The organism is Streptomyces sp. NRRL S-337 (genome assembly GCF_000720175.1).
GTDB lineage: Bacteria > Actinomycetota > Actinomycetes > Streptomycetales > Streptomycetaceae > Streptomyces > Streptomyces siderophoricus.
Window position 1 is genome coordinate 59,209 of sequence record NZ_JOIX01000001.1, and the last position, 24,632, is coordinate 83,840.

Consider the following 24,632-nt stretch of genomic DNA (forward strand, 5'->3'; position numbering starts at 1 on the left):
AGTGTTCAGGAAGGCGCGGTGGGACCGCGGCCCCTGATCAGATTCTCGACGTGGTCGAAACGCGCGTGCAGCGTCTGCAACTCCGCCCGCAGCGCCTCCGCGTCCTCGCGTGCATGGCTGCCGATCGCCTTGCCCAGCCGGATCGCGTCCTGCTCCGCACGGCCGACGAACCATGTGGCGAGGGCGGCCGTGACGACACCGAACGCCGTAATGGCGCCGAGCATCAAAAGGGACGCGATGACCCTGCCCCACACCGTCACCGGGTAGAAGTCCCCGTACCCCACCGTGGTCGCCGTCTCGATCGACCACCACAGTGCTTTCGGGTACGACGTGATATTCGCCCGCGGCGCTCCTGATTCGGCGACGACCACCAGAGCGGCGCCGGCGAGCAGCAGCGCGCTCATGCCCACGGTCACCCAGAAAGCGGCCCGTGCGTGCAGCCGACGCCATGACTCGTTCCGGAAGAGGCGATTCAGGGCGGACGCGAGAAACGACGGCACCAACGCGGGTCATCACCTTCCACTGCCGGCCTGACCGGAATTCAGATCTGCCGTGCGAAAACCGGCTCTCCGATGGAAAGCCGGTTTTCTTACGGCATTGCCGACATTAACAGGGGGTGGTGCCGGTGCCCTGTTACGAGGAGGGAATGCGGGGTGCGGCCGGAGTGTCGCCGCGTACGGCGTGCAGGTAGAGCGCCAGCGTGTCGAGGGTGAAATACGAGCTGTAGGAGACGTCGGGGAAGTCCCCGCCGGTGTGGTAGCCGCCGATGACCCCGATCAGGGTGTAACCGGTGAAGTCCCGTACGAGGAACGGCCCGCCGGAGGTGCCGCCGATGTAGCCGGCGCAGGCGATCTCCAGGAAGTCGCCGGGGGCGGCCGGGTCGGTGCTGGTGTAGCGGTGCGTGGACGAGGTGCAGTCCAGCGGCTTGGGGTGGGTGGTGTCACTGTTGCCCGGGTAACCGATGAGTCGTACATCCCGGTGGTTGTACCCGGGATACGGGACCAGGTCGTACCCGCCCGTGACGTCCTCCACCTCGGCCCCGTCGGCCCGCGCGCCGAGCCGTACGACCGCGTAGTCCCAGCGTGCGCCCCCGTTCGTACCGAGGTCGTAGTAACGCTGGTCGAGGTAGATCCGGTCGACGGGGTAGATCCCGTGGGGCTTCAGGCCGTCGTGGTATTGCGGCACGAACGACAGGTGGCGCTTCGGATCGGGCGCGCGCAGGCAGTGTGCGGCGGTGACGACGAGGTTGTGGAGCGGGCTGCGGACGACCGTTCCGCCGCAGAAACGGCCGGTGTTGGTGCCGTCCGTCCAGAAGAAGGTGCCGACCTGCGGGAGGCCGTCGAACGGGTGGCTGGGCGGAATCGGGTCCGCCGCCGATGGGCGCGCGGCGCGGAGGCTGCTTTTCCTCTTCGCTGGGCCACTCCTGTCGGCCGCGACCGGCTCGGCGGCTGCCATGCGCTGCGGGGTCCAGTACGCGTCGTCGCCGGATGCGGACGCGGACGCGGATGTGGATGTGGGTGGGGACGCGGAGGCGGATGGGGATGGGGATGGCGAGGTGGACGTCGACGCGGGTGAGAGTCCTGCCGGCGCTGGATGAGAGGTGGCTGCCTGGGCGACGGGGGTGAAGAGGGCCGGCGGGACGATGAGTGCCAGTCCGGCGAGGCCGAGGAGGCCGGCGGTGAGAAGGGGGCGGAGGCCGCGTACGGCGATCGGTCTGTGCATGATCGGGGTCCTCCCGAGGGATGCTGGCAGAGCGTGAGAGCCGAGGGTGTGGGCGGGGATCGGTCCCTGGTGTGCGATGTGCGGCGTGCGGGTGCGCGGGCGATGACGGGCGTGGTGGGTCCGAGCGGGCGAGCCATGGTCCTACGGGATGGTCCTACGGCTGGGCCCGGTGTGGCGAGAGGGCGTGTCGAGGGGTCTGGTCCAGGCGGTGTGACGGTGCGTTCCGACGTGCGTTTCGTGGGGGAGTGGGGGTGCGATTCGGATAGGGTGGCGAGGGAGGTGGTTCCCGTGGCCAGTGAGCAGGATGCGCTCTTCGCGTCGGTTGATGCGTTGCTGGCGCAGGCCGGTGTGCCGGATGCGCTCCCGGAGCCGGCGGAGCGCAAGCGGCTGCGTGAGGCCGCCGGCCTGAGTCAGGATCAGGTCGCCACGGCGCTGTCCGTCCGGCGGGAGACGATCACCAGCTGGGAAGCCGGCCGGACCGAGCCGCGCCAGCCGAAGCGCGCGGCGTATCTGCGGCTGCTGGAGGGCCTCGCGGAGAGATTCCCTGCCGGGTCGGGTGCCGTCGATCACCCAGAGCCCGTCGAGCCCGCACCAGCTCCCGCGCCGATCCCCGCCCCGACTCCCCCTGCAGCCCGGCAGGCAGAAGCGGCATCGGTACCCACCTCGACCGTCCCTGCCGCCCCCGCTCCCCTGCCTCCCCGGCCGCCGCGCCATACCCCCACAGGCGCCCGTCCTGCCCGCCCCGCACGCACCCCCCGGCCACCGGCCCAGCCGTCCTCGCCCGACCCCGACTCCCGGTTCGCGCACGGGCCGCTTGCCGTGCTCGACGGGGACGGTTCCGCGTACTGCGTCGAGGGGCTGGTGCTGGACTGTCCGGCCAAAAGCGTGCCGGCGCTGGTCGAGTGGGCGCTGACCGAGGCGAAGCTCGGGGCGCCGCGGCTGCATCGGCACGGCAAGGACGCGGACCCGCTGGTCGTGATCACCGCCGGTGCGGCCGAACGGCTGGGGCTGCCCGCCGCCCTGGAGGACCGGCGGGGACTGCGCCTGGCGGCCGACCACAAGATCGTCAAGCAGCTCGCGCGTGCCAAGTGGCAGCTCACCCGGCGCGGATTCGGTCCCTGGCCGCGGATCTACCGTCCGGCAGAGGGTGGCCGGCGGCAGTGCGTGCAGCTCGCGATCCTTCCGTGGGGCGCGCTCGATGCCCGTTCCTGGGGAGAGGCGGAGCACCTGCCGGCGGCCGAACTCGCCCGCGTACTGGGCTCGTTCGCGACGCGCGTCATCACCCCCCGCGGTTCGACGGCCGTCTGCGGACTGGAGCTGATGACCGCGCTGCGCCCCCCGACCCGCGCCGTCAAGGACGAGGGCACCGGTGCCTGGGTTTCCGGGCCCAACCCGGGCGCGCTCACGGAACCCGTCGATCCCGCGCCGCCCGAGGCGCCCGGCGAACACCCCGTGGCCGCCGCCCTTTACCCGCGCCACCACGAGCGCACCCCGGACCAGGTCCTCGACGAAGAGGCCTACGACTGGTTCCGGCCGCTCACCGACGAGGAGTGCGCCCAGGGCTACGCGTACGGGGTCGGCATCGACGTCAACATGGCGTTCGCCGCGGCGGCGAACCGCCTCACCGTCGGCACCGGCCCGGCCACGCACGTGCGCGCCCCGGCCTTCGACCCCAAGCTGCCCGGTACCTGGCTCGTCGACCTCTCCCGCATCGACGTCGACCCCCGGCTGCCCAACCCGTTCACCCCGAGGGGCGTCCGACCGGCCGGGCCGGCCTGGTACGCCACCTCGACCCTCGCGTACGCGGTCGAACTCGGCGCGCGCGTCGAGCCGTTGGAGGCGTACGTACGGTACGAGCACGGTTCCTATCTGGACGCCTGGTACACCCGGCTGCGCGATGCCTACATGGCCACGATGGCCGACCTCGGGGTCAGCCCGGGAATGCCGGACGCCGACTTCCTGGCTGCCATGGCGCGTCACAAGGACGTGGACCCCGGGCAGGCGGCCGTGCTGTCGGCCATCAAGTCGACCGTCAAGGGCGGCATCGGCAAGCTCCGTGAGCGGCCGCAGGGCGTGGGCCACACATACGGCGAGCGCTGGCCCGCCCTGGAGCGGCCCACCTGGAGCCCGCACATCCGGGCGGAGCTCATCGGCAAGGCCCGCACCAACATGCACCGCAAGATGACCAAGCTCGCCGCGGTCGGGCGATTCCCGGTCGCGGTCCTGTCGGACTGCGCCGTCTACCTCTCCCACGGTCCGTCGCCGCTCGACTTCCTCCCGTACACGGAGGAGGGCAAACCGCTTCCCGGGGGCTTCCGGCTCGGGGTGTCGCCCGGCATGGTCAAGCACGAGGGCACCCAGGACTTCCTGTGGGTGGCCGCGATGATCGAGGACGAGCGGATCAACCCGGCCCGGCACATCAAGGGCACCGACGCCGCTGGAGACGGGGAGTAGGGATACGCCATGGGCATCATCCAGGACAGCCTGGACAAGGCCGAGGAACACACCGCCACCCGTCCCCTCCCCAAGTCGGCGCCGGCGCAGATGCGCTTCCTGGTCAAGTCGGAGAAGGGCTCGACCATGGCGGTGGCGCGGCTGCTCGGGGTCTCCCAGCGGACCGTCGAGCGTTACGTCAAGGCGCAGATCAAGCGGCCCCGCAAGGACCTGGCCGCCCGTATGGAGCGCGAGGTCCGCAGGCGGTGGCAACCGCGGGTCCGCGAGCGGGCGAAGAAGCGGGCGGCGACCGTCGGCGGCATCGTCATCGAGACCCGCGCCCGCTTCGGCTTCACCGCCGCCCCCGGCAGCACCGACGACAGCCGCATCCGGCGCATCACGCAGGCCCTGCCCCCGGCCTACGCCGCCCGCCTCTTCGACGCCCAGGCCGCCGGGGCAACGGAACAGCAACTGCGCGACATCGCCGCCGAGGGGCTCCAGGAGATCTACTTCAAGGACCACGGCCGCCGCGCCGACGGGCTGCAGGTGGAGTTCACCGACATCGAGTATGTGGAGATGGAGTTTTAAGGAGCGAGCCAGGTGCCTGCGGCGCCCGGGCAGTTCACGAGGTCCAGATCCTGAAACTGGAGCCAACGGGCGTGCCTGGCGCGCCACTTGTGCTCGGCGCCGACGACAGTGCGGGCGGGCGTCGCTGATGCTCAAGGTGCGTGAGGCGGTCCGCGAGGTGGTGGCGGAGCGTGCGGTGCACAGGCTGCCCGGCGCGGGGCCGACATGCCACGGAGAGCGTGCCGGCCCGTGGTCGGGTGCTGCTGCGCCGTGCTCCCGCCGCGCCGGACCGCGCCGGAGCGCCTACTGGTCGAGGTCGCGCCCCGAGTGAGGCCGGGGCGTGATCGCGACCCTTATTCGTTGCCCTCGGCAATATTTGCCCGGCGTCGCCCGCGTCCCCGCCCCGCTCCCGTCCGCCTCCCCGCACGTCAACGTTCGCGGTCTGTCACGGGCCGGAGGTAACCTGAACGGAGCCCTCCTGCCCCCGGAGCCGGGGAGGTCACATGGTCGCCGGTGAGAGCCTGCGTCCCAGTAGGGCGGACGCGCCGCGCTACATCCCCATAGCCGAGCACGGTCTGATCGGCGATATGCGGACGGCCGCGCTCGTCGGCACGAACGGGACCATCGACTGGTACTGCTGCACCCGTTTCGACGCGCCGAGTGTGTTCGCGTCGATACTGGACGCCGACCGCGGCGGGTCGTTCGAGCTGGCGCCGGACGTGCCCACGCGCACCAAGCAGTTCTACTTTCCCGACACCAACATCCTGATCACGCGCTTCTTCGCGGACAACGGTGTCGGCGAGGTCCAGGACTTCATGCCGATCGTCGACGACTCACGCGAGGCGGACCGGCACCGGCTGATCCGCCGGGTGCTGTGCGTCCGCGGCACGCTGCCGTTCATCGCCAAGGTGGCTCCCCGGTTCGACTACGGGCGGCGTGCGCACACGGTGAGCAGCCAGGGGTGCCATACGGTCTTCGAGTCGCCGGGGCTGACGCTGTCGCTGACGTCCGGCGTTCCGGTCGAGATCGACGGTCCGGACGCCTGGTCCTCGTTCAAGCTCCACGAGGGTGACGCCGCGGTGTTCGCGCTCGACCGTATTGGCGGGGGGCTGGAGCCGCGGGCCTGTCCGGCGATGGAGGCCGAGGAGCTGTTCGGCGCCACGGTGCGGTACTGGCGGAGCTGGCTGTCCCACTCCCGGTACCGGGGACGCTGGCGGGAGATGGTGCACCGCTCCGCGCTCACGCTCAAGCTCCTCATCTACGCGCCGACCGGGGCCATCGTGGCCGCGCCCACGACCAGCCTGCCCGAGCAGATCGGTGGCGAGCGGAACTGGGACTACCGGTACGCCTGGGTGCGGGATGCCGCCTTCTGTATTTATGCGTTGCTGAGGCTGGGCTTCACCGATGAGGCCAAGGCGTTCGTGCACTTCCTTTCCGGCAACGTCCGTTCCGATGCCTGCGCGGCCGGGCCGCTGCAGATCATGTACGGCATCGACGGCCGCAGCGAACTTCCCGAGGAGGAGCTGTCCCATCTGGAGGGGCATCTGGGTTCGGCTCCCGTCCGGATCGGCAACAACGCCGTCAAGCAGCTCCAACTGGACATCTACGGCGCGCTCATCGATTCGCTCTACCTCTACGACAAATGGGGGGAGCCGCTGTCCAGTGAGCACTGGGACACCATCGGCAACCTCGTCAACTGGGTCTGTGAGAACTGGGACCAGCCGGACGAGGGGATCTGGGAGACCCGCGGCAAGACCCAGAACTTCCTGTATTCGCAGCTGATGTGCTGGGTCGCCATCGAGCGGGCGATGCGGATCGCCACCCACCGCGGTCTGCCGGCGGACATGCTCCGGTGGGGGAGGGCCCGCGACACGATCTACCGGCGGATCATGGACCGGGGCTGGTCCGCGGAGCGGAAGGCGTTCGTCCAGCACGAGGGCGACACCGTCCTGGACGCCGCCGTCCTGATGATGCCGCTGGCCAAGTTCATCTCACCCACCGACCCGAAGTGGCTCTCCACGCTCGACGTGCTGGGCGAGGACCTGGTGTCCGACTCGCTGGTCTACCGCTACGACCCGCGCAGCAGCCCGGACGGCCTGCGCGGTGAGGAGGGCACCTTCTCGATCTGCTCGTTCTGGTACGTCGAGGCGCTCTCCCGCGCCGGCCGCGTCGACGAGGCCCGGCTCGCCTTCGAGAAGATGCTGACCTACGGCAACCACCTGGGTCTGTACGCCGAGGAGATCGGCCGCACCGGCGAACAGATCGGCAACTTCCCCCAGGCCTTCACCCACCTGGCACTGATCAGCGCCGCCTTCAACCTCGACCGGGCCCTGGGCTGACGACCCTCCCGGTGGGGGCTCCCCGAAGGGGCACCTCAGGGAGGGCCTCCCCGGTGACGGCACCGCCGACGGCTCCGCCTACCGTAGGGCGCTGCCGTCGATGCCGGGAGAGGTATGACCATCGAAGATGCCGTGTTCCGTGGGCGGATGCCCGGGCGGGCCGGGGACCTGGGGGTTGAGGGGCACGGCATCGAGCCGGTGCCCGAGAGCAACCGTTACGGGACGCCGGCGCGGCTGTTCACCGTCTGGTGTGCGCCGAACCTGACCATGACCGGGGTCTTCACGGGCACGGTGGGCGTCTCGCTGGGGCTGGACTTCTGGACGGCGCTCGTCGCCATGGTGCTCGGCACGGTCGTCGGGGCGCTGCCGGCCGCCTATCTGTGCACCTGGGGCAGCCGGACCGGTACCGGGCAGCTCCCGTTGGCGCGGCTCGCGTTCGGCGGTGGGGTGGTGCTGCCCGGCGTCATGCAGTGGCTGACCTCCGTCGCCTGGGACGCCCTCATCGGGCTCTTCGGCGGGGAGGCACTGGCCCAGCTGCTCGGCTGGCCGTTCTGGCCGGGCGCGCTGGTGGTGCTGCTCCTGCAGGGGGTCGTGGGGATCTTCGGGTACGAGGTCCTGCACCGGCTCCAGACCGTGATGACCTTCGTGCTGGGCGCGGCGTTCCTGGTCATCGGCGCCAAGCTGCTGACCGGTGTGCCGCTGCCGGTGCCGGGTACCGCGCACGGCGCCGACCGGGCCGGCGCCTTCGTGCTGACCAGTACCGTGGCGCTCGGCCTGGCCGTCTCCTGGGCGCCGTACGCCTCCGACTTCAGCCGCTATCTGCCGCGGCGCACCTCCCGGCCGCGGATGTTCTGGTACTCGCTGCTCGGCATGGTGCTCTCCTTCGTCTGGGTGCAGACGCTGGGCCTGTGGGGAGCCGGGCTGTTCACCGACCAGACCGCCGCCGCGGTGCAGGGCCTGCTGGGCGGCGGGGCGCTCGGCGCCTTCGGCCTGCTCGCCATCACGGCCGCGGCCGTGTGCAGCAACGCGATGAACGACTACAGCGGCTCGCTGGCCCTCCAGGCGGCCGGCCTGCGGGTGCCCAGGCCGCTCGCCGCGGCGGCCGCCGCCGTCCTCGGTTTCCTGCTCGTCCTGTGGCTGCACGCCGCGCACACCACCGTCCGCTTCCAGAACCTGCTGCTGTTCGTCGGCTACTGGATTCCCGGTTTCGTGGGCATCGTGCTCGTGGACGCGCGGGTGCGGGCCAGGGCCCGGGGCGGCGCGCCGATCGACGTCGCGGCCGAGTTCGCCCGGCCGCAGCCGTGGTGGCCGGCCTGCGTCGCCTTCCTCGCCGCGTTCGCCGCCGCCGTGCCCTTCATGAACACCTCCCTCCTCACCGGGCCGGTCGCGGCCGCCCTGCACGGCGCCGACCTCGCGTACTACGTGGCCTTCGCCGTGTCGGTGGCGGTGTACGCGCCGCTGCGGTGGGTGGTGCGGCAGCGGGATGTAGGGGCACCCGAGCCGGTCGCGGCGGCACGCGGCTGAGCACGCCCGCCGGGTGGCCTACGCGGCGGGCGGGGCGCTCAGCCAGTGGCGGCCCCGCGCGCTCCACCCCAGGAAACGGCGGCCCCGGCCGCCCCGCGCCGTGCCGTCGGGCCCGAAGCCGCCACCCCCGGCGACCAGGCGCAGGCCCGCAACGGCGGGTGCCAGCCGGGCGGCCACATGCCATGGATGGCGGGCCGCCTCCTCGTCCAGCCGGGCCAGCACCCGGGCCTGCTCTCCCGGGTCGCACAGCGCCAGATGGAACACCAGGTGGCGCCAGGCGTACGCCGCATCCTTGATCGTCGCCAGCGGCCGCGGATGGTCGTGCACCTGCGCCGTCAGCCGGCACACCGTACGGAAGCAGCGCCGCGCCAGATCGGCCGGGCCCGGCTCCGGGGCGATGCCGACCCGGCCGACCAGCGTGGCCAGATTGTGTGTGGTCAGGATCTGCGCCTGCTCGATCACCGCACCGCACTCCGCCACCGAGCCGTGCCCAAAGACCCCGGCCCGCTCGCCGCACAACCGGGCGAAACCCGGCGACGTCCGCGGCTGGTAGCCGCGGACGAGTGCGGTGCTCGTCTCGACGATCGCCAGATTGCGCAGCGCCGCGTAGTCGATGCCGTAGTACCGCTCGTAGAGCGTGCCGCCCAGCAGGTCGCCGGCGATCCGCGCCGCCGTGAGGAACTTGCGGGAGAACGTGCCCATGAAGATGTCCGCGGCGAGTTCCTCCACCAGAGGGGCGTCGAGGTCCGCCTGGCGGGCCAGCGAACCCAGTTCACGGATCAGCGGGTTGGGCAGGAGCGTGCCCGGGAAACCCTGGACGGCCAGCTCGCCGAGGTGCCGCAGTGTGGTGAGCGCGTCGTCCTGGGCGGCGTCGGTAGCCCGCTGCCCGGCCACCGCCCGCACCCACGGCAGTTCCTCCACCCGCACCTGGCGCTCCAGGTTGAGCAGCAGCAGCGAACGGCGGCGCGCGAACGCCCGGTAATGCGCGGCCATCAGCCGGCGCAGCGCCGCGTCCGGATATGCCTGTGCGGTCGTCGTCGCCACCAACTGGGGCACCAGCTCGGCCAGTACCTCCGCCGACGGCACCACACCGCGCTCGATGAGCGTGCCGACCGGGGCGCTCAGCGTGGACTCGACGACCTGCCGGATCGCCGCCGGAACCGCGGCTCCCACGGGCAGTCCGGTTTCCCGGTGCTCCTCCTCCGTCACCGCGACGACCAGCGCCCCGACATCGGCCGCCCCCACGTCCTGAGGCAGCTCGCAGAGCCGGCGGAGCACCAGCTGCGCCAGCGCATGGTGGGACGGCAGCGCCGCCTGGGCCGCCTGCCGCTCCCGCAGCGCCGTATGCGGAACGGAACCGGGGGCTCCGCGCCGTCGCACCATGGAGGACACGGCGTGCCGCAGCAGACCGAGCCGACGGGCATCGAGGGGCCGCCCGGCGACGGTGGTCTCCAGAGAGGCCCGCAGGATGGCGAGGTTCTCCTTGGGCTTGCGGTGCTTGCCACAGCGGGTGTGGACCTCGGCCAGCTGACGGTAGCGGTCCAGCAGTGCCGCGCCGCGCGCGAGCCAGTCCTCGCCGGGGGTGCGGACCAGCACCCGGCCGCCCTCGGCGGTCTCCAGCCAGTGGACCAGCAGCTCATCGGCGAACGGCTGCCAGACCATGAGCGCCTCGCGCTGCGCCTCGACGGCCGCATGCGGCCGACGGCGTGCCAGGGCCTGCCCGGCCTCGCCGACCGTCCGGCGGTGCACCGCGGAGGCGTTCGGCGAGGGCGCCGCCGCCGGCCGCGGCGTGAACCGCAACTGCCCGGCGAACGGCTCCAGTACGTCGACGAGTTCCAGTGCCTCGGCCACCTGTCCGGAGCGCACCAACCAGGCCACGATGAGCAGCGCGGCCTCCTCGGGCACCGCGACCTCGTAGCACCCGTTGTCCAGCAGCCGGCACAGTCCGGACAGTCCGGCCTCGGTCAGGGAGTACGCGAAGAGCGCCCGGCGCTCGGCCGGAACGCCGGCCCGGCGCGCCGCGTCCCGCTCGTACGGCAGCAGCGGACCGCCGGCGCTCGCCGCACCGGTCGCGAAGCCACCGCGGACGACCTCCGGGGTCACCCAGGCCGGCAGGCCCGCCACCGGGGCCCGCGACCCCACGGACAGGCGGCCGCCGGCGATTCCGTCGAGCACGCTCCGCCAGCGGCGGATCCGCTCCTCGGCGCGTCGGCGGGAGGCGGCGTCCTCATGGGTGAGCGCGGTGCCGAAGGCCCTGGCCAACTGTGCCTGGGCGTAGGGCGGTCCACCGGCGAAGGGAAGCTGCTGCTCAGCGTCGTCGTTCATAAGCCGACGTGGCGGGTGCTGCCCCCGCGCCCTCCGGGTCCCGAGCCCGGTGCTCTGCTGTTGAGCTACACGTCGATGATCGGGGAGCGTAGGTGGCCCGGAAGTCGTCGGGCAAACGGATTTCCGGGGAAGCGGGCGAGGCGCCGCCCGGGGCGTCCGAACCGGCTGGCGAAGGCGGGTCGATGCGGCCGGGTTCACCGGCTGCGATGCAGGTCAGAGGGCATTGTCAGACCCTGCGGCTACGGTCGTCGACATGAACGAACTGTCACCGCACGCGGCCCAGTTGCGCGCCGCGATGGCCGGACCGCCGCAGGACGCCGCGTGGTCCGGAGGCCTCTGGGCCGCTTGCGCGCAGCTGACGCCGGCGGAGCTGGGCATGCTGCTGCCGGTCGCGTACCGCATCCTCGCCGACGAGGACGCGCCCGACCACGCCCGCCAGGTCGCCCGCGAGGTCACCTGGACGAAGGTGCAGCCCTCGTTCACCTCCCTCACGCTCACCGAACTCTTCCTGGCGCTGGCCGAGTCCCCGCGGCCCCGCGATGTGCGGTTCGCGGCCGGTGGCCTGCTGCGCTGCACCGAAGCCTGGGACGAGGAGGCGCTGCGGAAGCCCGCGGCCGTCCTGGTGGAGGTCGCCGGGCGCAAGGCCGACGAAACCGCCGATGCCGCCCTGGCGGTGGCCCCGCTGGCCGGCCCGGACGCCGAACGGGAGCTGGCCGGGCAGCTGCGGGAGCTGTACGCCGACAGCCCGTTGCGCTCCGCGGAGATCGAGGTGCTGCTCGCGACGGGCCCCCGCGAACGGGCCCTGGTCGCCGAGGACCGGCGGTACGCACCACTGACCGGCGAGTGGCCACTGCTGACGGAGGCCGCGCTCGGGCCGTCCGCCGAGGAGCTGCACACCGAGCTGGCCCGCCAGGTGCTGAGCACCGCCGCCGACCACCTCGCCGCCCTGCACGCCGGCCGGATCCCTTACGCCGCCGACAAGGCCTTCACCGCCTTTGACACCGACACCCTGTGGCGGGCGGCCCGGCGCGCCCTGCGGCGTGACGAACCATGGGCCGGGCAGCTCCTCGCGACCCTGCTGCCGCACTTGGCCGTGGCCCCGACCACCGCCAAGACCCTGCCGTCGCAGGCCGCCTGCATCGGTCTGGCGCAGGCCGTCGAGGCTCACCCGACCCCCGAAGCCGTCGCCGCACTCCGCGAGGCCCGACGCGTCGTCCGGCACGCCGGCGTCACCAAGAAGCTCGACCGCGCACTGCGGCGCGCCGAGCGGAACCTCGCCCGTCGCCCCGAACTCGCCCTCCGGCTGACCGACTTGGGTTTCGATGCCGACGGTGTCCGGCGCCTCCCCTGCGGCCCGTACACCGCCGTGCTCGCGGTCGGCGAGGAGGCCACCCTGGCCTGGGAGAGGGCCGACGGCCGGGCGCTGAAGTCCCTGCCGGCCGCCGCCCGGCGGGACCACCCCGAGGAGGTCGCGGCCGCCCGAGATCTCCTGGCGAAGGCACGCGCCCAGATTCGCACGCTGATCCGCGGAGTGGAAGGCGGCTATCTGGAGGGCACCGTCCATCGGTACGACCGCTGGCGCGATGCCCTCGACCAGAGTGCCGTGGTCCGTGGCACCGCTCGACGCCTCATCTGGGAGGTCGAGTACGCGCCGGGGGAGTGGCGGGCGGTCCTGCCCGCGGCAGAGCCGGCCGACGACGCCCCCGAGCCGGCCGGGTCCGCCGCGGTCCGGCTCTGGCACCCGGCCCGCGCCACCGCCGCCGAACGGCACTACTGGCGCGACCGCATCGCGGAGCTGGGACTGCGCCAGCCGTTCCGCCAGGCCTACCGGGAGCACTACCGCCCCGAGGACACCGGAGACGGCGCCACCGGAGACAGCGATACGGGACACGAGGCCACCGGAGGCGGCGCCTCCGGAAGCGGCGCCACCGAAAGTGGGGCTACCGCAAACCGCGCCACCGGGGGCTCCGCCCACTCCACGATCATGTTTCACGGTCATCTGCTGCGGATCGAGGCGGTCCTCGGGCTGGCCGTGCGGCAGGGCTGGAACATCGAGGACGAGGTGCTCGTCCTGCCGGTGGGCGAGTTGACCGCTTGTTTCGTGATCGCCGGGTCTCTCTATCCCGGGGCCAGTGGCTGGGCGGAGGCCATGGAGGTCAAGCTCTTTCGCGCCGACGGAAGTCCCCAGCCCCTGGCGGAGGTCGATGCCGTACGGCTCTCGGAGATCCTGCGCGCCGTCGATCTGCTCGTCAGCGCCGGCAGCTTCGGCTGGTGCGACACCCACGCCCATGAACCAGGCGCCTGGCAGCAGCTGAACCGCCTCTACGGCCAGCCGCTGGGCCAGGGCGCCCGGATGCGCAGGGAGGCGCTGCGCCGCATCCTGGCCGCACAGATAGCGTCCGGCCGGGTCGAACTCGGCGCCCGCCAGCTTCTGTTGGACGGACGTTATGCCGTCCACCTGGCCACCGGACGGGTCACCCGCGACGGTGATCCGGTGGAGATCAGCCTGCCGACGGGGCGACGGGCCGTCCCCCTGCCGTTCCTGCCGTACGACGAGACATTGCTGGAACGCGTGGTGCGCACGGTGGAACACCTCATGTGAGGCTGTGGGCCCACGAGGTTCGGGAGAGGCTTCGGCCGTTGCCCACGGGATACGGGGGGCTTCGGCCGTGGCCGGAAGGGCGACGTCCCCGCGCAGCCGCGGATCTGCGCGGGGACGGTCCGTTGATGCGAATGGTGCGCTCGGGACCACCAGCGGCCTACCGACCCCCCATCAGCGGCCTACCGGTGGCCCACGAGTGTCGAGAGCGGCTCAGAGCGGCTCAGAGCTCAGAGCGGCTTAGAGCGGACGGGCCCACAGGTCCCACATGAGGCCCGAACCGTCGCAGAAGGGGTCGGCCCACTTGCCGCTGGCGACCAGGTCCGTGCCGGCCGCCTGGCAGCCACTGAGGGTCCAGAACTTCTTGCCGGTCCACACCGTGCCGGGCGGACCGTCCATCGGCCGGACCTGCTGCCGCACGGCGGCGGGCTTGGTGGCGTGGGACTGCGTGGCGGTCTGGGCGCCAGTGGTGGCGTGGGCCTGGGCGGCACCGCCCAGACCGGCAACCGTGAGCGCGGCGGCCGCCAGCGCGGTGGTGAGAACTCGCCTGTTACGCACGTGATGTCCTTTCCCCGTAGGTCCGAGCCCCGTGCGGGGCCCGTCATCCCGTACACGGAAAAGGGCACTTCGGCGTATGACACCCCTCTGTGTGGCCTGGGTCACATACGGGAGGGGGGTTCTCCGGGGGTTCTCCGCGATGTGGGTCATCGGCCGATGGTGCCGTCGAGGCGTTCGCGCAGCAGATCGGCGTGGCCGTTGTGCCGGGCGTACTCGGCGATCATGTCCACCAGGATGCTGCGCAGTGAGACCGGTTCGCCGGTTCTCTTGTGGATCCCGGTCTCCTCCAGCGAGGTCGCCGAGGTGACGATCTGCCGCGACCGTTCGCACTCCGCCCGCCAGACGGCGAAGGCTTCGTCGACGTCACCGTCGAGCGAGGTGAAGTCCTGGTCGGGATCGTCGTCGGAGTAGTACAGCAACGGCACCTCCTCGCCGGCGAACTGGATCCGGAACCACCAGCGTTCGCAGCCGGCCAGATGCCGGACCAAGCCGTGCAGGGAGAGCCCGGAGGGCGGCACCGCCTGCCGGGAGAGCTGCTCCGCCGACAGGCCGGCGCACTTCACCGCGAAGGTCGCGCGGTGCCAGTCCAGCACCGCACTCAGCGTCTCCCGCTCGCCACCCGTCGCGGGCGTCGGGCGGCGGGTATCGCTGTCCAACTGCGGGGAGTAGTGCGCAGGGGTCGATCGGTCGGTCATCGTGCGGCTCCCGTCGTCGTGCTCCCGGTGCCGGGCTCCCGGCGTCGGGGCCGCGCCTCGCGGTCGTGTCCTCTCGGACTCGAACGGTTCCGGGCGCGGATACCGCCGAGTGTGGCAGGGGCCACTGACAATCGCCGCTGACCTGCGCATTCACGGGCCCACCGACCCTCCCCTCCCGCCCCGGGTTCCGGAGCCGGCAGGGAGGGACGGTGTCGCGGTCGGGGCTCCTGGGGGTCAACCACCGCCCAGCGGACGGCGGTTGACCCCGGAGGCCGTTACGGGGCGATCTTCCAGCTCAGCGCGCCCGACATCAGCCGGCGCAGAGCCGGGTCGCGGACCGCGGCGGTCCGGTCGGCGGCACGGGCGGTGACGGTGTGCCGGCGGCCGTCGGCCGGGACGCCCAGGGCGCGCGGGACGACCGTGGTCCGGCCGCGCGCGGACTTCCGCTCCCGGCCGTCGACGTACCACTTGAGCTGTGCGGACGCGGGCACGGTGACACGGATGCGGGTGCCGCGGGTGACCGGTCGGTCGGTGGCCAACGGGCTGCTGAGCACACGCCCGAACCGGTAGAAGCCCGCGATCATCGCCTCCCGGCCGGGGAGGTTGAACTCCCGCCCCAGGCTCCGCATGATCGAGTTCTCGGTGGGGCGGTTGAGCCCGTACTGGTAGTAGCCGCCGCCCTCGTAGGCGCCCACGGCGCCGCCGTCCGGGGATTCCTGGCCGAGCCAGCGGTACCACTTCTGGCGCTGTGCGGCCATCTGGTCGGCGGAGAGGGTGGAGAGGTTGGACTGCTGGGGTTCGGGCCCGGAGTAGGTGCCGGACTGGCCGTAGTCGTACTCGTCGGCGAGCTTCCCGAGCGAATGGCCGGTCTCGTGCACCGCGATCTGGTCGGACCGGTCGTTGTCCGAGGAGGCGGTGGCGATCCCGTCGTAGCCGACCTTGGAGGAGATGTCGTTGTAGCCGGCGCCGCCGTATTTGGTGGAGTTGGAGAGGACGACGACCAGGTCGGCGGCGGGGGCCTTGGCGGCGTACGCCTCGACCTTCCCGGTGTCGACGCAGAGCAGCCGCTCGGTCCCGTCGCAGAAGAACGCGGAGCCGAGGGCGGTGTCCCGGACCACGTCCTGGGTCGGGTCACCGGAGACACCGGAGTCGTGGGAGACGGCGTCCACCGCCCAGACGTTGAACTGGCCGGCGTACGACGCGTACGGCTCCACGGCACTGATCTTCGCCCACTTGGCGCGGACGTCGGCGTGGAAGTCCTCCTGCTGGGCGGAGGTGTAGCCGTCGCCGACGAAGACGACGTCCAGTTTGCTGCCGACCGGGCCGTTCTGGACGACCGGTGTGACCTCGCCGTCGCTTGCGGCGATCGCCGACTTCTGCGAGCGGGACAGCGGCTTCGGGGCCGCTACGGAGGTGTGCCGGGGGTGGCCGCCCGGGCCGGTGAAGTACTCGACCCGCTGGGTGGGTTGGGCCTTCGGGGAGGAGGGGGCCGGGGTGGTGGCGCCCTGTGCGGTGCTCGCCGCGGCCGTCGCGGCGGCCAGTGCGGCGACGGCCAGCGCGCCGGAGAGGGAGGCGCGCAGCGACGGCCGGCGCGGGAAGCGTCCGGTGGCACCACGGTGCCGACCGGTGCCGGGTATCGAGGGGGAACGTCTGAGCATGGGGGGTTATTCCTTCCGAACGTCACCGCTGAAGCAGTGAGTTGAGCCTTGTTCAGGCGCCGCTCAAGGTAGAGGGTCGGAAGGGCAAGAGCAACGGGAATGCTCAGGGACCACAGGAGAACGCAGGGATAACGGAAAACCCATGGGTAACGGGAAAGCCGCCACGGCCTCGCGGACCGTGACGGCGCCACGTCACCTGGCACGGGCGGACGCGCCCGGCTCAGACCTCGATGACCAGCTTCCCCCGTACATGGCCCGCCTCGCTCAGCTCCTGGGCCTTGACGGCCTCGGCGAGCGGGAAGGTCTCGACGACCGGGACGGACAGCCGGCCCTCGACGGCCAGTTGGGCGTGCCGGACCAGGCCCGCGCGCACCTGCTCGGACGGCGTACCGCCCGCGGAGAACGGCACGCCGTGCTCGGCCGCGTTCGGGTCGGCGATGGTGACGATGCGGTCCGTCGTCCCGCCGCGCAGGTCGATGGAGAGCGGCAGCACGTCCTGGCCGGCCGCGTCGAAGACGGCGTCCACGCCCTGCGGGGCCGCGGCCCGGACCCGGTCGGCGAGCCCCTCGCCGTACGCCACCGGTATCGCGCCGAGCGATCGCAGGAAGTCGTGGTTGGCCGGCGACGCCGTGCCCACCACCGTGGCGCCCAGGGCCACCGCCAACTGGACGGCCACCTGGCCGACCGCACCCGCGGCCCCGTGCAGCAGCAGCGTCTCGTCCTCGGCCAGGCCCAGTTGGTCGAGCACCCGCTGTGCGGTCTCCCCGGCGACGGGCAGCGCGGCCGCGGCCAGGAAGGGCAGTTCGGCGGGCTTGGGTACGATGTCGCCGGCGAGGGCGTACTCGGCGTAGGCACCGGTGCTGGTCCAGCCGAAGACCTCGTCCCCGACGGACACCTCGTGGTCGCCCGGGCCGAGCGCGTCCACGATCCCGGCGAACTCCAGACCGGGCACCGCTGGGAACGTGGTCGGGTAGTACTGCTCCACCCAGCCGTAACGCCGCTTGTAATCCAGTGGATTGACGCCGACCGTCACGACCTTCACCCGGACCTGTCCCGGACCCGGTTCGGGCTTCTCGGTCTCCCCGAACGTGAGCACTTCCGGGCCGCCGAAGCTGTGGTAAATGATCGCCTTCATGAGGTATCTCCCCGCTGGTGGTGTGAGGGCTCCAGCCTCGCCCCCGGGGGCGCGCCCGGTCCCCGGCCATCGGGCCAGTCCCCCCTGGCCAAAAGGCCAGCGCCCGTTCCGCGGCGGCTGGCTAGGCTGACGACCATGGAGCTGACCGGAGCCGTCCCCGCCCTGACCGCCGCCTACGAGGTGATCCGCCGGCCGCTGGGCGAGATCCTGCCGCGGCTCTCCGAGGTGCTGTCCGAGGCGGTCCCGCACCGTGCGGCGGCCGAACTCTCCACCCACTGCGCGCACTCACCGTTCAAGACGGCCGGCGACCCGGAGATCACCGGACGGCTCTCCACCGCCGACCTCGCCCCGCTGCTCGCTGCCGGCACCCCGGGCCGGCCGTGGCAGGGGACGCTCGACCTTGCCGGGGCCGAGCGGCCGGTGCTCGCCGTGACCAGCCATGCGACGCCCCGCGGCGCGGTCCTGTTGCTGGTGCGTGACACGCCGGCCAGTCCGGTCGACGAGAGCGTCACCGCGCTCGTCCAGGCCCTGTGGGACATCGTCACCAGCCACTTCGAACGGCTGGCGGCGGAGGCCATGCCCGGTGCGCTGGCCCGTTCGCGGACCGCCGCGGGCACCCGGGCGCGGGTGATCGCCGAGCTGGGCGAGGCGTACTCGGCCGCGCTCACCGGCGTGCTGGGGGTCCTGCGCAGCCGCACCCTGGACGATGCGGCCGCCCGTGCCACCGCAACGGACCTGGCGGTCTCCGCCCTGGTCGAACTGCGCGCCGAGGCCGAACGCGACCAGCAGATCGCCGAGGAGCCGGCCGACCAGGCCTTCGCCCGGCTCGCCGAATCCCTCCGGCCGCTGGTGCGCTACAGCCCCGTACGGCTCGAACTGGGCGCGCCCGGCTCCGTGCGGACCCTGGCCGCCGATGTCGCCCACACCGCACGGGCGGTCGTCCGGGCCGTGCTGATGAAGGCCCTGGAGCAGGAGGCGGTGACCCGGGTGCACGTCTGCTGGCAGATCAACGACGACGAACTGCGCGCGACCGTACGGGACGACGGGCCCGGCACCCTCACCCCCGACGCACTGGCTCCCGGCCGGGTCCGGGACCGGCTCGACGTCCTCAAGGGCCGCCTGGACGTCGACGCGGTGCCCGGCTGGGGCACGACGGTCTCGGCGAGGATCCCGCTGCGGGTCTCCCAGGACCCCGCGCCCGACCCCCTCATCGCCCTGGGCGAACGGGAGTTGGAGGTACTGGCGCGGCTCGCGCTCGGGCACCGCAACCGGGCGATCGCCCAGGAACTCCACATCAGCGAGTCGACGGTGAAGTTCCACGTCGCCAAGATCCTCACCAAACTGGGCGTCGAGTCACGGGGCGCGGCGGCGGCACTCTTCCACGCCGTGGCGTGAGGGGCACGGGCGCGGCTGCCGCTGCGCCCGCTACGCGAGGTGCTTGCCGTTGCCCACATGCCGGGCCTTGGGCACGCCGCTGAACCGCGCCGCCTGCCCGGCCGGTGCCGCGCGCATCGCCCGTTCCGCGCGGGCCCGGCGCTCCTCGCTCTCGTCCACCGGGGTCACCTCGCTCCAGTAGATGTCCAGCATCGTGCGCAGCGAGGTCGGTTCGTTCGCCGGCCCTATCGGGACGGTGATCCGGTCCAGGGTGCGCCAGAGTTCGTAGTCGGCCTGGTCGGCGATGCCGCCGGACCGGGCGTGCGCGGCCTGGTGGCGGTGGACCGCGCAGGCCAGGTCGCGCAGCCGGTCGCGGTGGTTCTGCGCGACCTGGTGGTTCATGGAGCGGTTGAGTTCCTTCTTCGCCTTGTTGATCTCCGACAGGGCGTTCTGCACCGTCCGGCTGAAGTTCGCCGCGCGGTGCCGCCAGGCGTCGTACTCCCGTTTCGAGGCGAACCACTCCTGTTTGCCGGCCGGCCCGCGGGCGAAGCACTCCAGGCGGAACCGCTCGCGCTCCTCCCGGCGCTTGCGCAGCACCGAGGAACTGCGCTGGAAGAGGGCGTTGAGGGCGTCACGGGTGCGGTCGATGAGCGCCGGGTCGATCAGGGCCGCCCACACCTCCGGGTCCCGTGCGGGCGGGTGGGCGTTGTCGAGGACGAGTTGTTCGTACACGGCGTCGTCGAGACGGGACAGGCGGCCTGCGTCCATCAGTCGGCCTCCAAGCCGGTTGTGGGCTGCACCGCCCCATGGTGGCGGCTGGGTGCGACGGCCCGACAGGGCGCACTCAGGACGCCGGGAATGCGCCCGTGGCACAGTCCGGGCGCACGGCTCGGAAGCTCGGGGGCGGGGCGCGCGGTGGTGACGCGCCGGCTCAGTTCGGATACGGCGTACGGGTGAGCACCTCGCAGCCGTCCTCGGTGACCAGCGCCGTGTCGGAGCACGCGTACGTGCCCAGCCGCTCGTCCAGGACCCAGGACTGGACGTGGAACGTCATTCCGGCGCGCAGCCGCAGCGGGTTGCCGGGCCGCAGGGTGCGGGTCCCGCCCATCCAGCTCGGCGGGAAGCCGATTCCGACGAGATACCCGCAGTGGTGGCGGCGGTACGGCCGGCCGATGGCCTCCTCGACGGCCGCGCGCCAGGCCCCGAAGACCTGCTCGGCGGTGTGGTCCGGGCGCAGCGCCGCGCACAGGGCCCGCATCGCCGCCTGTGAGGCCTCGGCCGCCGGGCGGTGCCGCGCCGCTTCCCGGGGGTCGAGGTGGTGCAGCCGGGCGAGGGGTGCGTGGTAGCGCCCGTAGGCGGCGGACAGCTCCAGGAAGACGCCGTCCCGGGGCCCGAACTCCCGCCGGGTCCAGGTCAGATGCTCCTGGTCGAGCCGGTCGGTGCTGCGCACGAGCGGGGCGAAGCCGGGCAGGTCACCGCCGGCCCGGAACATGGCGTCGTGCACCGCGGCGGCCACCTCGTTCTCCCGCGCCCCGGCGGTGGCCGCGGCGAGACCGGCGGCCATGGCCGTGTCGGAGAGCCGGGCCGCGGTACGGAGGTGTCCGATCTCGCGGGCGGTGTGCACCGACCGGCGGAGGATGAGCAGGTCGCCGCAGTCCGTCCAGGACACCGGGACATCGCGGCGCAGCCGGTCCCACACGGCGGGTGGCAGGGTGAGGGCATCGGCCTGGTATCCCACCCGCTGTGCGGGCCGGGCCAGTTGGGCGAGCGCGTCGACCAGCGCCTCGGTCGGAGCGGTGCCGTCCCCGTAGCCGTGGTGCGCCACGTCATGGGTCTGTGCGCGGGCGGTGGGGGCTTCCATGGCCCGTTCGACGAGGACGGGCGTCCCGTCGAGGGGCAGCAGGAGGGCGGTGACGGCGAAGTGCCCCTGGTGGTTGAGACCGCAGTGGTAATGGATGTCCTCGGGGGCCGTGACGAGCAGCAGATCCAGCCCGTCGCGCGCCATCGCCTTCCGGGTAACGGCCAGCCGCTGGGCGTATTCCTCGGGCGGGAACCCGGGTTCGGGCAGGTCGTGGGGCGGGTCGGGCTGCCGGGGCGGTGGGGGAGGAAGATGCGGCATATGTTCAGTCTGCCCCGGGTGGTGCCCTGCCTCTCACCGGATCTGACGGGAAGTGAACGCCCGCGGGCCGTCGTCCGTATCTTCCGGCAACCGTGCCCCACGGGGGCATGGGCCGACGAAGTGAGGAGCGCCCATGACCGACGCCGGTAACCCGCAGCTCCAGGCCCTGCCGGAAGGTGATGCCCAACTGTCGCTGGTGGTCCGCCTCCAGTGGGAGGACGTCGCCGCCCTCGGCCAGGAGGCCACCCGGCTCGCCGCCCGGTTCAAACGCCCGGTGACGCTGGACGAGGCGGCGGCCCACCGGCTGCGGATCCGGCCGCCGGCCCCGCCCGTCAAGACCGTGCCCCAGGAACGGACGCCACCCGCGGTCACCTCCACCACGGTGTCGCCGCTGCCCGCCCGCTCCCCACAGGAGCAGGCCCGGCAGGCGATCGAGCGGATCAACGGCACGGCCGGTCATGAGACGGCGTAGGAGCGGGCCACCGGCCGGGCGCGGAGGCCCGCGGACAGCTGTCCGGCCCGCCGTCAGCAGTGCCGGTCGACATGCCCCTTGGTGCCGGCCGGCCGGAGGTCCCGGTCGCGCAGGGTGACGGAGAGCCTCGGTCCCCAGGTGCGGCAGGCGGCGGCGAAGTCCTTCTCGCGGTACTCGATGACGAAGATCCGGTCGTCGTAGGCGTCCGCGAAATCGCCGCACTCCTTGTAGCGGGCGCATTCCTCGACGACGGCGAAGTCGAAGCCGATGGACCGGCGGCGGGGCAGCAGGTCGGCGGTGTTCTTCTGGGCGACGGCCAGACCCCGCTGGTGGGCGCGGCGGGCCAGCAGCCGGGCGAAGGCCGCCGCGTCCCCGGCGGTGAGCCGGCCGTCCGAGCGCTCGTAGGAATCGAGGTTGTCCGGTTCCACCGCGTCATAACCCGCCGTGGCGCAGCCGTCGATCCACGGGCCGACGACGTCCATGAGCGCCGTGCGCTTGGCGGCCGTGGAGATGTCCAGCAGCGGCTCGTCCCAGTCCTCGTCGACGACGGGCCTGCCGTCCGCGTCACGGAGCAGCAGGCCGGGGTGGCGCTGCCGCCAGTCGCGGGTCTCGTCCGGCTGGGCCTGGAAGGCGTTGACGTAACAGACGTTGTAGTGGCCGGGGACGGGCTTCGCCGTGCGGTCGCGGGAGACCGCGCGGACGCCGCGGGGCGGCGGGTAGGGGCCGCCGAGCTGGTAGTCGAACTCCGCGTCCGCGGCCGGCGGCCGCACCGCGCGGGGCGTCGCCGCGCCGGTGTCCCGCGGGCGGTGGCCGGTGGAGCACGCCGCGCCGAACGGCAGCAGCAGGGACAGCGCCAGGAGCAGGGCGCGGGCGGGGCGGGAAGGGCGAAGCTGCACGAAGTGGATCTTAGGTGCGAAGGCGATGTTCCTTGCCGCCGCGCTGCGTTCGGTGACCAACAGCACAGGTACTGACCAGTAGCGTTACCGGTCCACGGGCCTAGAGTGAGGGCCCGATGGCGCCGCCGGACAGCCGGCGGCGGCCCGCACCCCTCTTTATCCGACCAGGGAGACTGCATGCGCTCTCCGAAGGACTTCTTCCGCCCGCTGGCCGTCGGTGCACCGGCACCGGTGCGCGAAGTACCCTTCCGGCCGTCCCGGATGATCCACTTCTTCGATCCGGGCAACGAGAAGATGGCGGCCAAGGTGCCGGACATCGCGCCGACCGTGGACGTACTGCTCGGCAATCTGGAGGACGCCGTAGCCGCCGACCGCAAGGAGGCGGCCCGCTCCGGCCTGGTGAAGGTGGCCAAGGCGACGGACCTCGGCGACACCCAGCTCTGGACCCGGATCAACAGCCTGGACTCGCCCTGGGCGCTGGACGACCTCCTGACGCTGGTCACCGAGATCGGCGACAAGCTGGACGTCATCATGGTGCCGAAGGTGGAGGGCGCCGAGGACATCCACTACGTCGACCGGCTGCTCGCCCAGCTGGAGGCGAAGGCCCAGATCCAGCGGCCGATCCTGGTGCACGCCATCCTGGAGACCGCCACCGGCGTCGCCAACGTCGAGGAGATCGCCGGCGCCAGCCCCCGTATGCAGGGCATCTCGCTCGGCCCGGCCGACCTGGCCGCCAGCCGCCGGATGAAGACCACCCGGGTGGGCGGCGGCCACCCCGGATACCTCGTACGCGAGGACCCGCACGGGGCGGACGGCAGCGCGCCGCGGGCCACCTTCCAGCAGGACCTGTGGCACTACACCCTCGCGCGGATGGTCGACGCCTGCGCGGCGCACGGCATCCTGCCGTACTACGGGCCGTTCGGTGACATCAAGGACACCACCGCCTGCGAGGACCAGTTCCGCAACGCCTTCCTGCTCGGCTGCGTCGGCGCCTGGAGCCTGCACCCGGTGCAGATCGCCATCGCCAAGCGGGTGTTCTCCCCGTCCCCCGCCGACGTCGCCTGGGCCCGCAAGGTCATCGACGCCATGGGCGACGGCACCGGAGCGGTGATGATCGACGGCAAGATGCAGGACGACGCCACCTACAAGCAGTGCCAGGTCGTCGTCCAGCTCGCCGACGCCCTCGCCGCCCGCGACCCGGAGCTGCGCGACGCCTACGCCGCAGCAGAGAAGGAGTAGGTCCGTGTCCGACGCGATCCTGCGGCCGCGCCGCTCCGTGCTCTACATGCCGGGCGCCAACGAACGCGCCCTGGAGAAGGCCAAGGCGCTCCCCGCCGACGCCCTCATCCTGGACCTGGAGGACGCGGTCGCCCCCGACGCGAAGGCCGACGCCCGCAAGCGGGTCGCGGCCGCCGCGGCCTCGGGCGAGTACGGCCACCGCGAGGTGACGATCCGGGTCAACGGACCGGGCACCGAATGGCACGCCGACGACCTGCGGGCCGCCGCCGAGGCCGGCCCCGACGCGGTCGTCGTCCCCAAGGTCGAGTCCGCGGCGACCGTACGGGAGGTCGAGCGCGCACTGGAGGCGGCCGGCGCCCCGGACCGTACGGCCATCTGGGCGATGGTCGAGACCCCGCGCGCGATGCTGGACGCCCGCGCGGTGGCCGCCGCCAGCGAACGGCTCACCGTCCTGGTCATGGGCACCAACGACCTGGCCAAGGAACTGCACGCCGAGCACGTCCCCGGCCGGGCCCCGCTGCTGACCGGGCTGTCGCTGGCGCTGCTGGCCGCCCGGGAGTCCGGCAAGGTGATCCTGGACGGGGTCTACAACGACGTGAAGGACGCCGCCGGGTTCGAAGCGGAGTGCGTCCAGGGGCGGCAGTTCGGCTTCGACGGGAAGACCCTGATCCACCCCTCGCAGCTGGAGCCGTGCAACCGGGTCTTCGCCCCCTCGGCCGAGCAGATCGACCGCTCCCGGAAGATCATCGACGCCTTCGACGAGGCCACCCGCGAGGGCCGCGGCGTGGTCACCGTCGACGGCCGGCTGATCGAGATCCTGCACGTCGAGGACGCCCGCCGGATCCTGGCCCTCGCCGAGGCGGTCGCCGGCCGCGACTGACCGGCACCGGCCGGGACGTACGTCGAGCGCCCGCCCGTGGACGGCCGGAAACGGCCCCACGCGGCGGGCGCCGGCGCTCGGCCCCCCGCGGCCCACC

General features: G+C 72.6%; 19 protein-coding genes and 1 tRNA gene. 9 read left to right on the forward strand and 11 right to left on the reverse strand.

From position 1 onward, the window contains the following. Positions 1-5: 5 nt before the first annotated feature. Complete coding sequence (locus tag IG62_RS0100255) at positions 6-503, reverse strand: potassium channel family protein (protein WP_030796022.1); 498 nt, start codon at positions 501-503, stop codon at positions 6-8. Between the two features lie 130 nt (positions 504-633). After that, the gene (locus tag IG62_RS0100260; protein ID WP_078871709.1) at positions 634-1,455 is read right to left on the reverse strand and encodes a trypsin-like serine peptidase; all 822 of its coding nucleotides are present in this window, start codon (positions 1,453-1,455) and stop codon (positions 634-636) included. A gap of 555 nt (positions 1,456-2,010) precedes the next feature. Here IG62_RS0100260 and tap point away from each other — a divergent pair. From tap to IG62_RS0100280, 4 genes are all read left to right on the forward strand, one after another. After that, positions 2,011-4,176, forward strand: coding sequence for a telomere-associated protein Tap (tap, locus tag IG62_RS0100265; RefSeq protein ID WP_030796026.1), 2,166 nt, complete (start codon positions 2,011-2,013; stop codon positions 4,174-4,176). 9 nt (positions 4,177-4,185) lie between these two features. Further along, on the forward strand, positions 4,186-4,743 hold the full coding sequence (gene tpg / locus IG62_RS0100270) for a telomere-protecting terminal protein Tpg (RefSeq protein ID WP_030796028.1): 558 nt from the start codon (positions 4,186-4,188) through the stop codon (positions 4,741-4,743). Between the two features lie 482 nt (positions 4,744-5,225). Further along, positions 5,226-7,061, forward strand: coding sequence for a glycoside hydrolase family 15 protein (locus IG62_RS0100275; protein WP_030796030.1), 1,836 nt, complete (start codon positions 5,226-5,228; stop codon positions 7,059-7,061). 114 nt (positions 7,062-7,175) lie between these two features. Then, positions 7,176-8,585 (forward strand): purine-cytosine permease family protein, encoded by a 1,410-nt coding sequence (locus tag IG62_RS0100280; RefSeq protein ID WP_051797331.1) that lies wholly within the window; start codon positions 7,176-7,178, stop codon positions 8,583-8,585. Positions 8,586-8,603: 18 nt separating this feature from the next. On the opposite strand, the gene IG62_RS0100285 is transcribed toward IG62_RS0100280, so the two are convergent. Together IG62_RS0100285 and IG62_RS0100290 are read right to left on the reverse strand one after the other, a co-directional pair. Further along, on the reverse strand, positions 8,604-10,910 hold the full coding sequence (locus IG62_RS0100285; protein ID WP_030796034.1) for a hypothetical protein: 2,307 nt from the start codon (positions 10,908-10,910) through the stop codon (positions 8,604-8,606). Between the two features lie 3 nt (positions 10,911-10,913). Further along, positions 10,914-10,985, reverse strand: a tRNA-Pro gene (locus IG62_RS0100290). A gap of 178 nt (positions 10,986-11,163) precedes the next feature. On the opposite strand from IG62_RS0100290, the gene IG62_RS0100295 reads away from it, so the two are divergent. Beyond that, positions 11,164-13,512: a DUF4132 domain-containing protein gene (locus tag IG62_RS0100295; RefSeq protein WP_030796036.1), complete on the forward strand. Its 2,349-nt coding sequence runs from the start codon at positions 11,164-11,166 to the stop codon at positions 13,510-13,512. Positions 13,513-13,749: 237 nt separating this feature from the next. On the opposite strand, the gene IG62_RS0100300 is transcribed toward IG62_RS0100295, so the two are convergent. The 4 genes from IG62_RS0100300 to IG62_RS0100315 all read right to left on the reverse strand — a co-directional run bounded on the left by IG62_RS0100300 (position 13,750) and on the right by IG62_RS0100315 (position 17,555). Next, positions 13,750-14,067, reverse strand: coding sequence for a hypothetical protein (locus IG62_RS0100300; protein WP_030796038.1), 318 nt, complete (start codon positions 14,065-14,067; stop codon positions 13,750-13,752). Positions 14,068-14,213: 146 nt separating this feature from the next. Next, entirely contained in the window at positions 14,214-14,762 is a 549-nt protein-coding gene (locus tag IG62_RS0100305; RefSeq protein ID WP_030796041.1) for a DinB family protein, read from the reverse strand. Between the two features lie 275 nt (positions 14,763-15,037). Continuing rightward, positions 15,038-16,420 (reverse strand): M64 family metallopeptidase, encoded by a 1,383-nt coding sequence (locus IG62_RS0100310; RefSeq protein ID WP_078871711.1) that lies wholly within the window; start codon positions 16,418-16,420, stop codon positions 15,038-15,040. 220 nt (positions 16,421-16,640) lie between these two features. After that, complete coding sequence (locus tag IG62_RS0100315; protein WP_030796045.1) at positions 16,641-17,555, reverse strand: NADP-dependent oxidoreductase; 915 nt, start codon at positions 17,553-17,555, stop codon at positions 16,641-16,643. A gap of 135 nt (positions 17,556-17,690) precedes the next feature. On the opposite strand from IG62_RS0100315, the gene IG62_RS49745 reads away from it, so the two are divergent. Beyond that, positions 17,691-18,950, forward strand: coding sequence for a LuxR C-terminal-related transcriptional regulator (locus IG62_RS49745; RefSeq protein ID WP_030796047.1), 1,260 nt, complete (start codon positions 17,691-17,693; stop codon positions 18,948-18,950). Positions 18,951-18,980: 30 nt separating this feature from the next. Here IG62_RS49745 and IG62_RS0100325 read toward each other — a convergent pair whose 3' ends face one another. Next, positions 18,981-19,697, reverse strand: a complete 717-nt coding sequence (locus IG62_RS0100325; RefSeq protein WP_030796049.1) for a hypothetical protein — start codon at positions 19,695-19,697, stop codon at positions 18,981-18,983. 163 nt (positions 19,698-19,860) lie between these two features. Further along, positions 19,861-21,048 (reverse strand): M24 family metallopeptidase, encoded by a 1,188-nt coding sequence (locus tag IG62_RS0100330; protein WP_078871712.1) that lies wholly within the window; start codon positions 21,046-21,048, stop codon positions 19,861-19,863. Between the two features lie 133 nt (positions 21,049-21,181). Between IG62_RS0100330 and IG62_RS0100335 the strand changes: the two genes are divergently transcribed. Next, positions 21,182-21,520, forward strand: a complete 339-nt coding sequence (locus IG62_RS0100335) for a hypothetical protein (protein ID WP_030796053.1) — start codon at positions 21,182-21,184, stop codon at positions 21,518-21,520. A gap of 53 nt (positions 21,521-21,573) precedes the next feature. Here IG62_RS0100335 and IG62_RS0100340 read toward each other — a convergent pair whose 3' ends face one another. Further along, positions 21,574-22,416 carry an endo alpha-1,4 polygalactosaminidase gene (locus IG62_RS0100340; RefSeq protein WP_030796055.1) on the reverse strand — a complete coding sequence of 281 codons (843 nt, stop codon included), beginning with the start codon at positions 22,414-22,416 and terminating at the stop codon, positions 21,574-21,576. A 177-nt stretch (positions 22,417-22,593) separates the two neighbouring features. Here IG62_RS0100340 and IG62_RS0100345 point away from each other — a divergent pair, with 177 nt between their 5' ends. Both IG62_RS0100345 and IG62_RS0100350 read left to right on the forward strand, forming a co-directional pair. Continuing rightward, the gene (locus IG62_RS0100345) at positions 22,594-23,655 is read left to right on the forward strand and encodes an HpcH/HpaI aldolase/citrate lyase family protein (protein ID WP_030796057.1); all 1,062 of its coding nucleotides are present in this window, start codon (positions 22,594-22,596) and stop codon (positions 23,653-23,655) included. A gap of 4 nt (positions 23,656-23,659) precedes the next feature. Further along, positions 23,660-24,535: an HpcH/HpaI aldolase/citrate lyase family protein gene (locus IG62_RS0100350; protein WP_063755309.1), complete on the forward strand. Its 876-nt coding sequence runs from the start codon at positions 23,660-23,662 to the stop codon at positions 24,533-24,535. Positions 24,536-24,632: the final 97 nt, after the last annotated feature.

What these genes read in the sequence shown, in the direction of transcription:
- IG62_RS49745 (WP_030796047.1), top strand. Translation starts at nt 17,691, where the DNA reads ATGGAGCTGACCGGAGCCGTCCCCGCCCTGACCGCCGCCTACGAGGTG.
- IG62_RS0100345 (WP_030796057.1), top strand. Translation starts at nt 22,594, where the DNA reads ATGCGCTCTCCGAAGGACTTCTTCCGCCCGCTGGCCGTCGGTGCACCG.
- IG62_RS0100285 (WP_030796034.1), bottom strand. Translation starts at nt 10,910, where the DNA reads ATGAACGACGACGCTGAGCAGCAGCTTCCCTTCGCCGGTGGACCGCCC.
- IG62_RS0100325 (WP_030796049.1), bottom strand. Translation starts at nt 19,697, where the DNA reads ATGGACGCAGGCCGCCTGTCCCGTCTCGACGACGCCGTGTACGAACAA.
- IG62_RS0100305 (WP_030796041.1), bottom strand. Translation starts at nt 14,762, where the DNA reads ATGACCGACCGATCGACCCCTGCGCACTACTCCCCGCAGTTGGACAGC.
- tpg (WP_030796028.1), top strand. Translation starts at nt 4,186, where the DNA reads ATGGGCATCATCCAGGACAGCCTGGACAAGGCCGAGGAACACACCGCC.
- IG62_RS0100315 (WP_030796045.1), bottom strand. Translation starts at nt 17,555, where the DNA reads ATGAAGGCGATCATTTACCACAGCTTCGGCGGCCCGGAAGTGCTCACG.
- IG62_RS0100330 (WP_078871712.1), bottom strand. Translation starts at nt 21,048, where the DNA reads ATGCCGCATCTTCCTCCCCCACCGCCCCGGCAGCCCGACCCGCCCCAC.
- IG62_RS0100260 (WP_078871709.1), bottom strand. Translation starts at nt 1,455, where the DNA reads ATGGCAGCCGCCGAGCCGGTCGCGGCCGACAGGAGTGGCCCAGCGAAG.
- IG62_RS0100275 (WP_030796030.1), top strand. Translation starts at nt 5,226, where the DNA reads ATGGTCGCCGGTGAGAGCCTGCGTCCCAGTAGGGCGGACGCGCCGCGC.
- IG62_RS0100310 (WP_078871711.1), bottom strand. Translation starts at nt 16,420, where the DNA reads ATGCTCAGACGTTCCCCCTCGATACCCGGCACCGGTCGGCACCGTGGT.
- IG62_RS0100335 (WP_030796053.1), top strand. Translation starts at nt 21,182, where the DNA reads ATGACCGACGCCGGTAACCCGCAGCTCCAGGCCCTGCCGGAAGGTGAT.
- IG62_RS0100295 (WP_030796036.1), top strand. Translation starts at nt 11,164, where the DNA reads ATGAACGAACTGTCACCGCACGCGGCCCAGTTGCGCGCCGCGATGGCC.
- IG62_RS0100280 (WP_051797331.1), top strand. Translation starts at nt 7,176, where the DNA reads ATGACCATCGAAGATGCCGTGTTCCGTGGGCGGATGCCCGGGCGGGCC.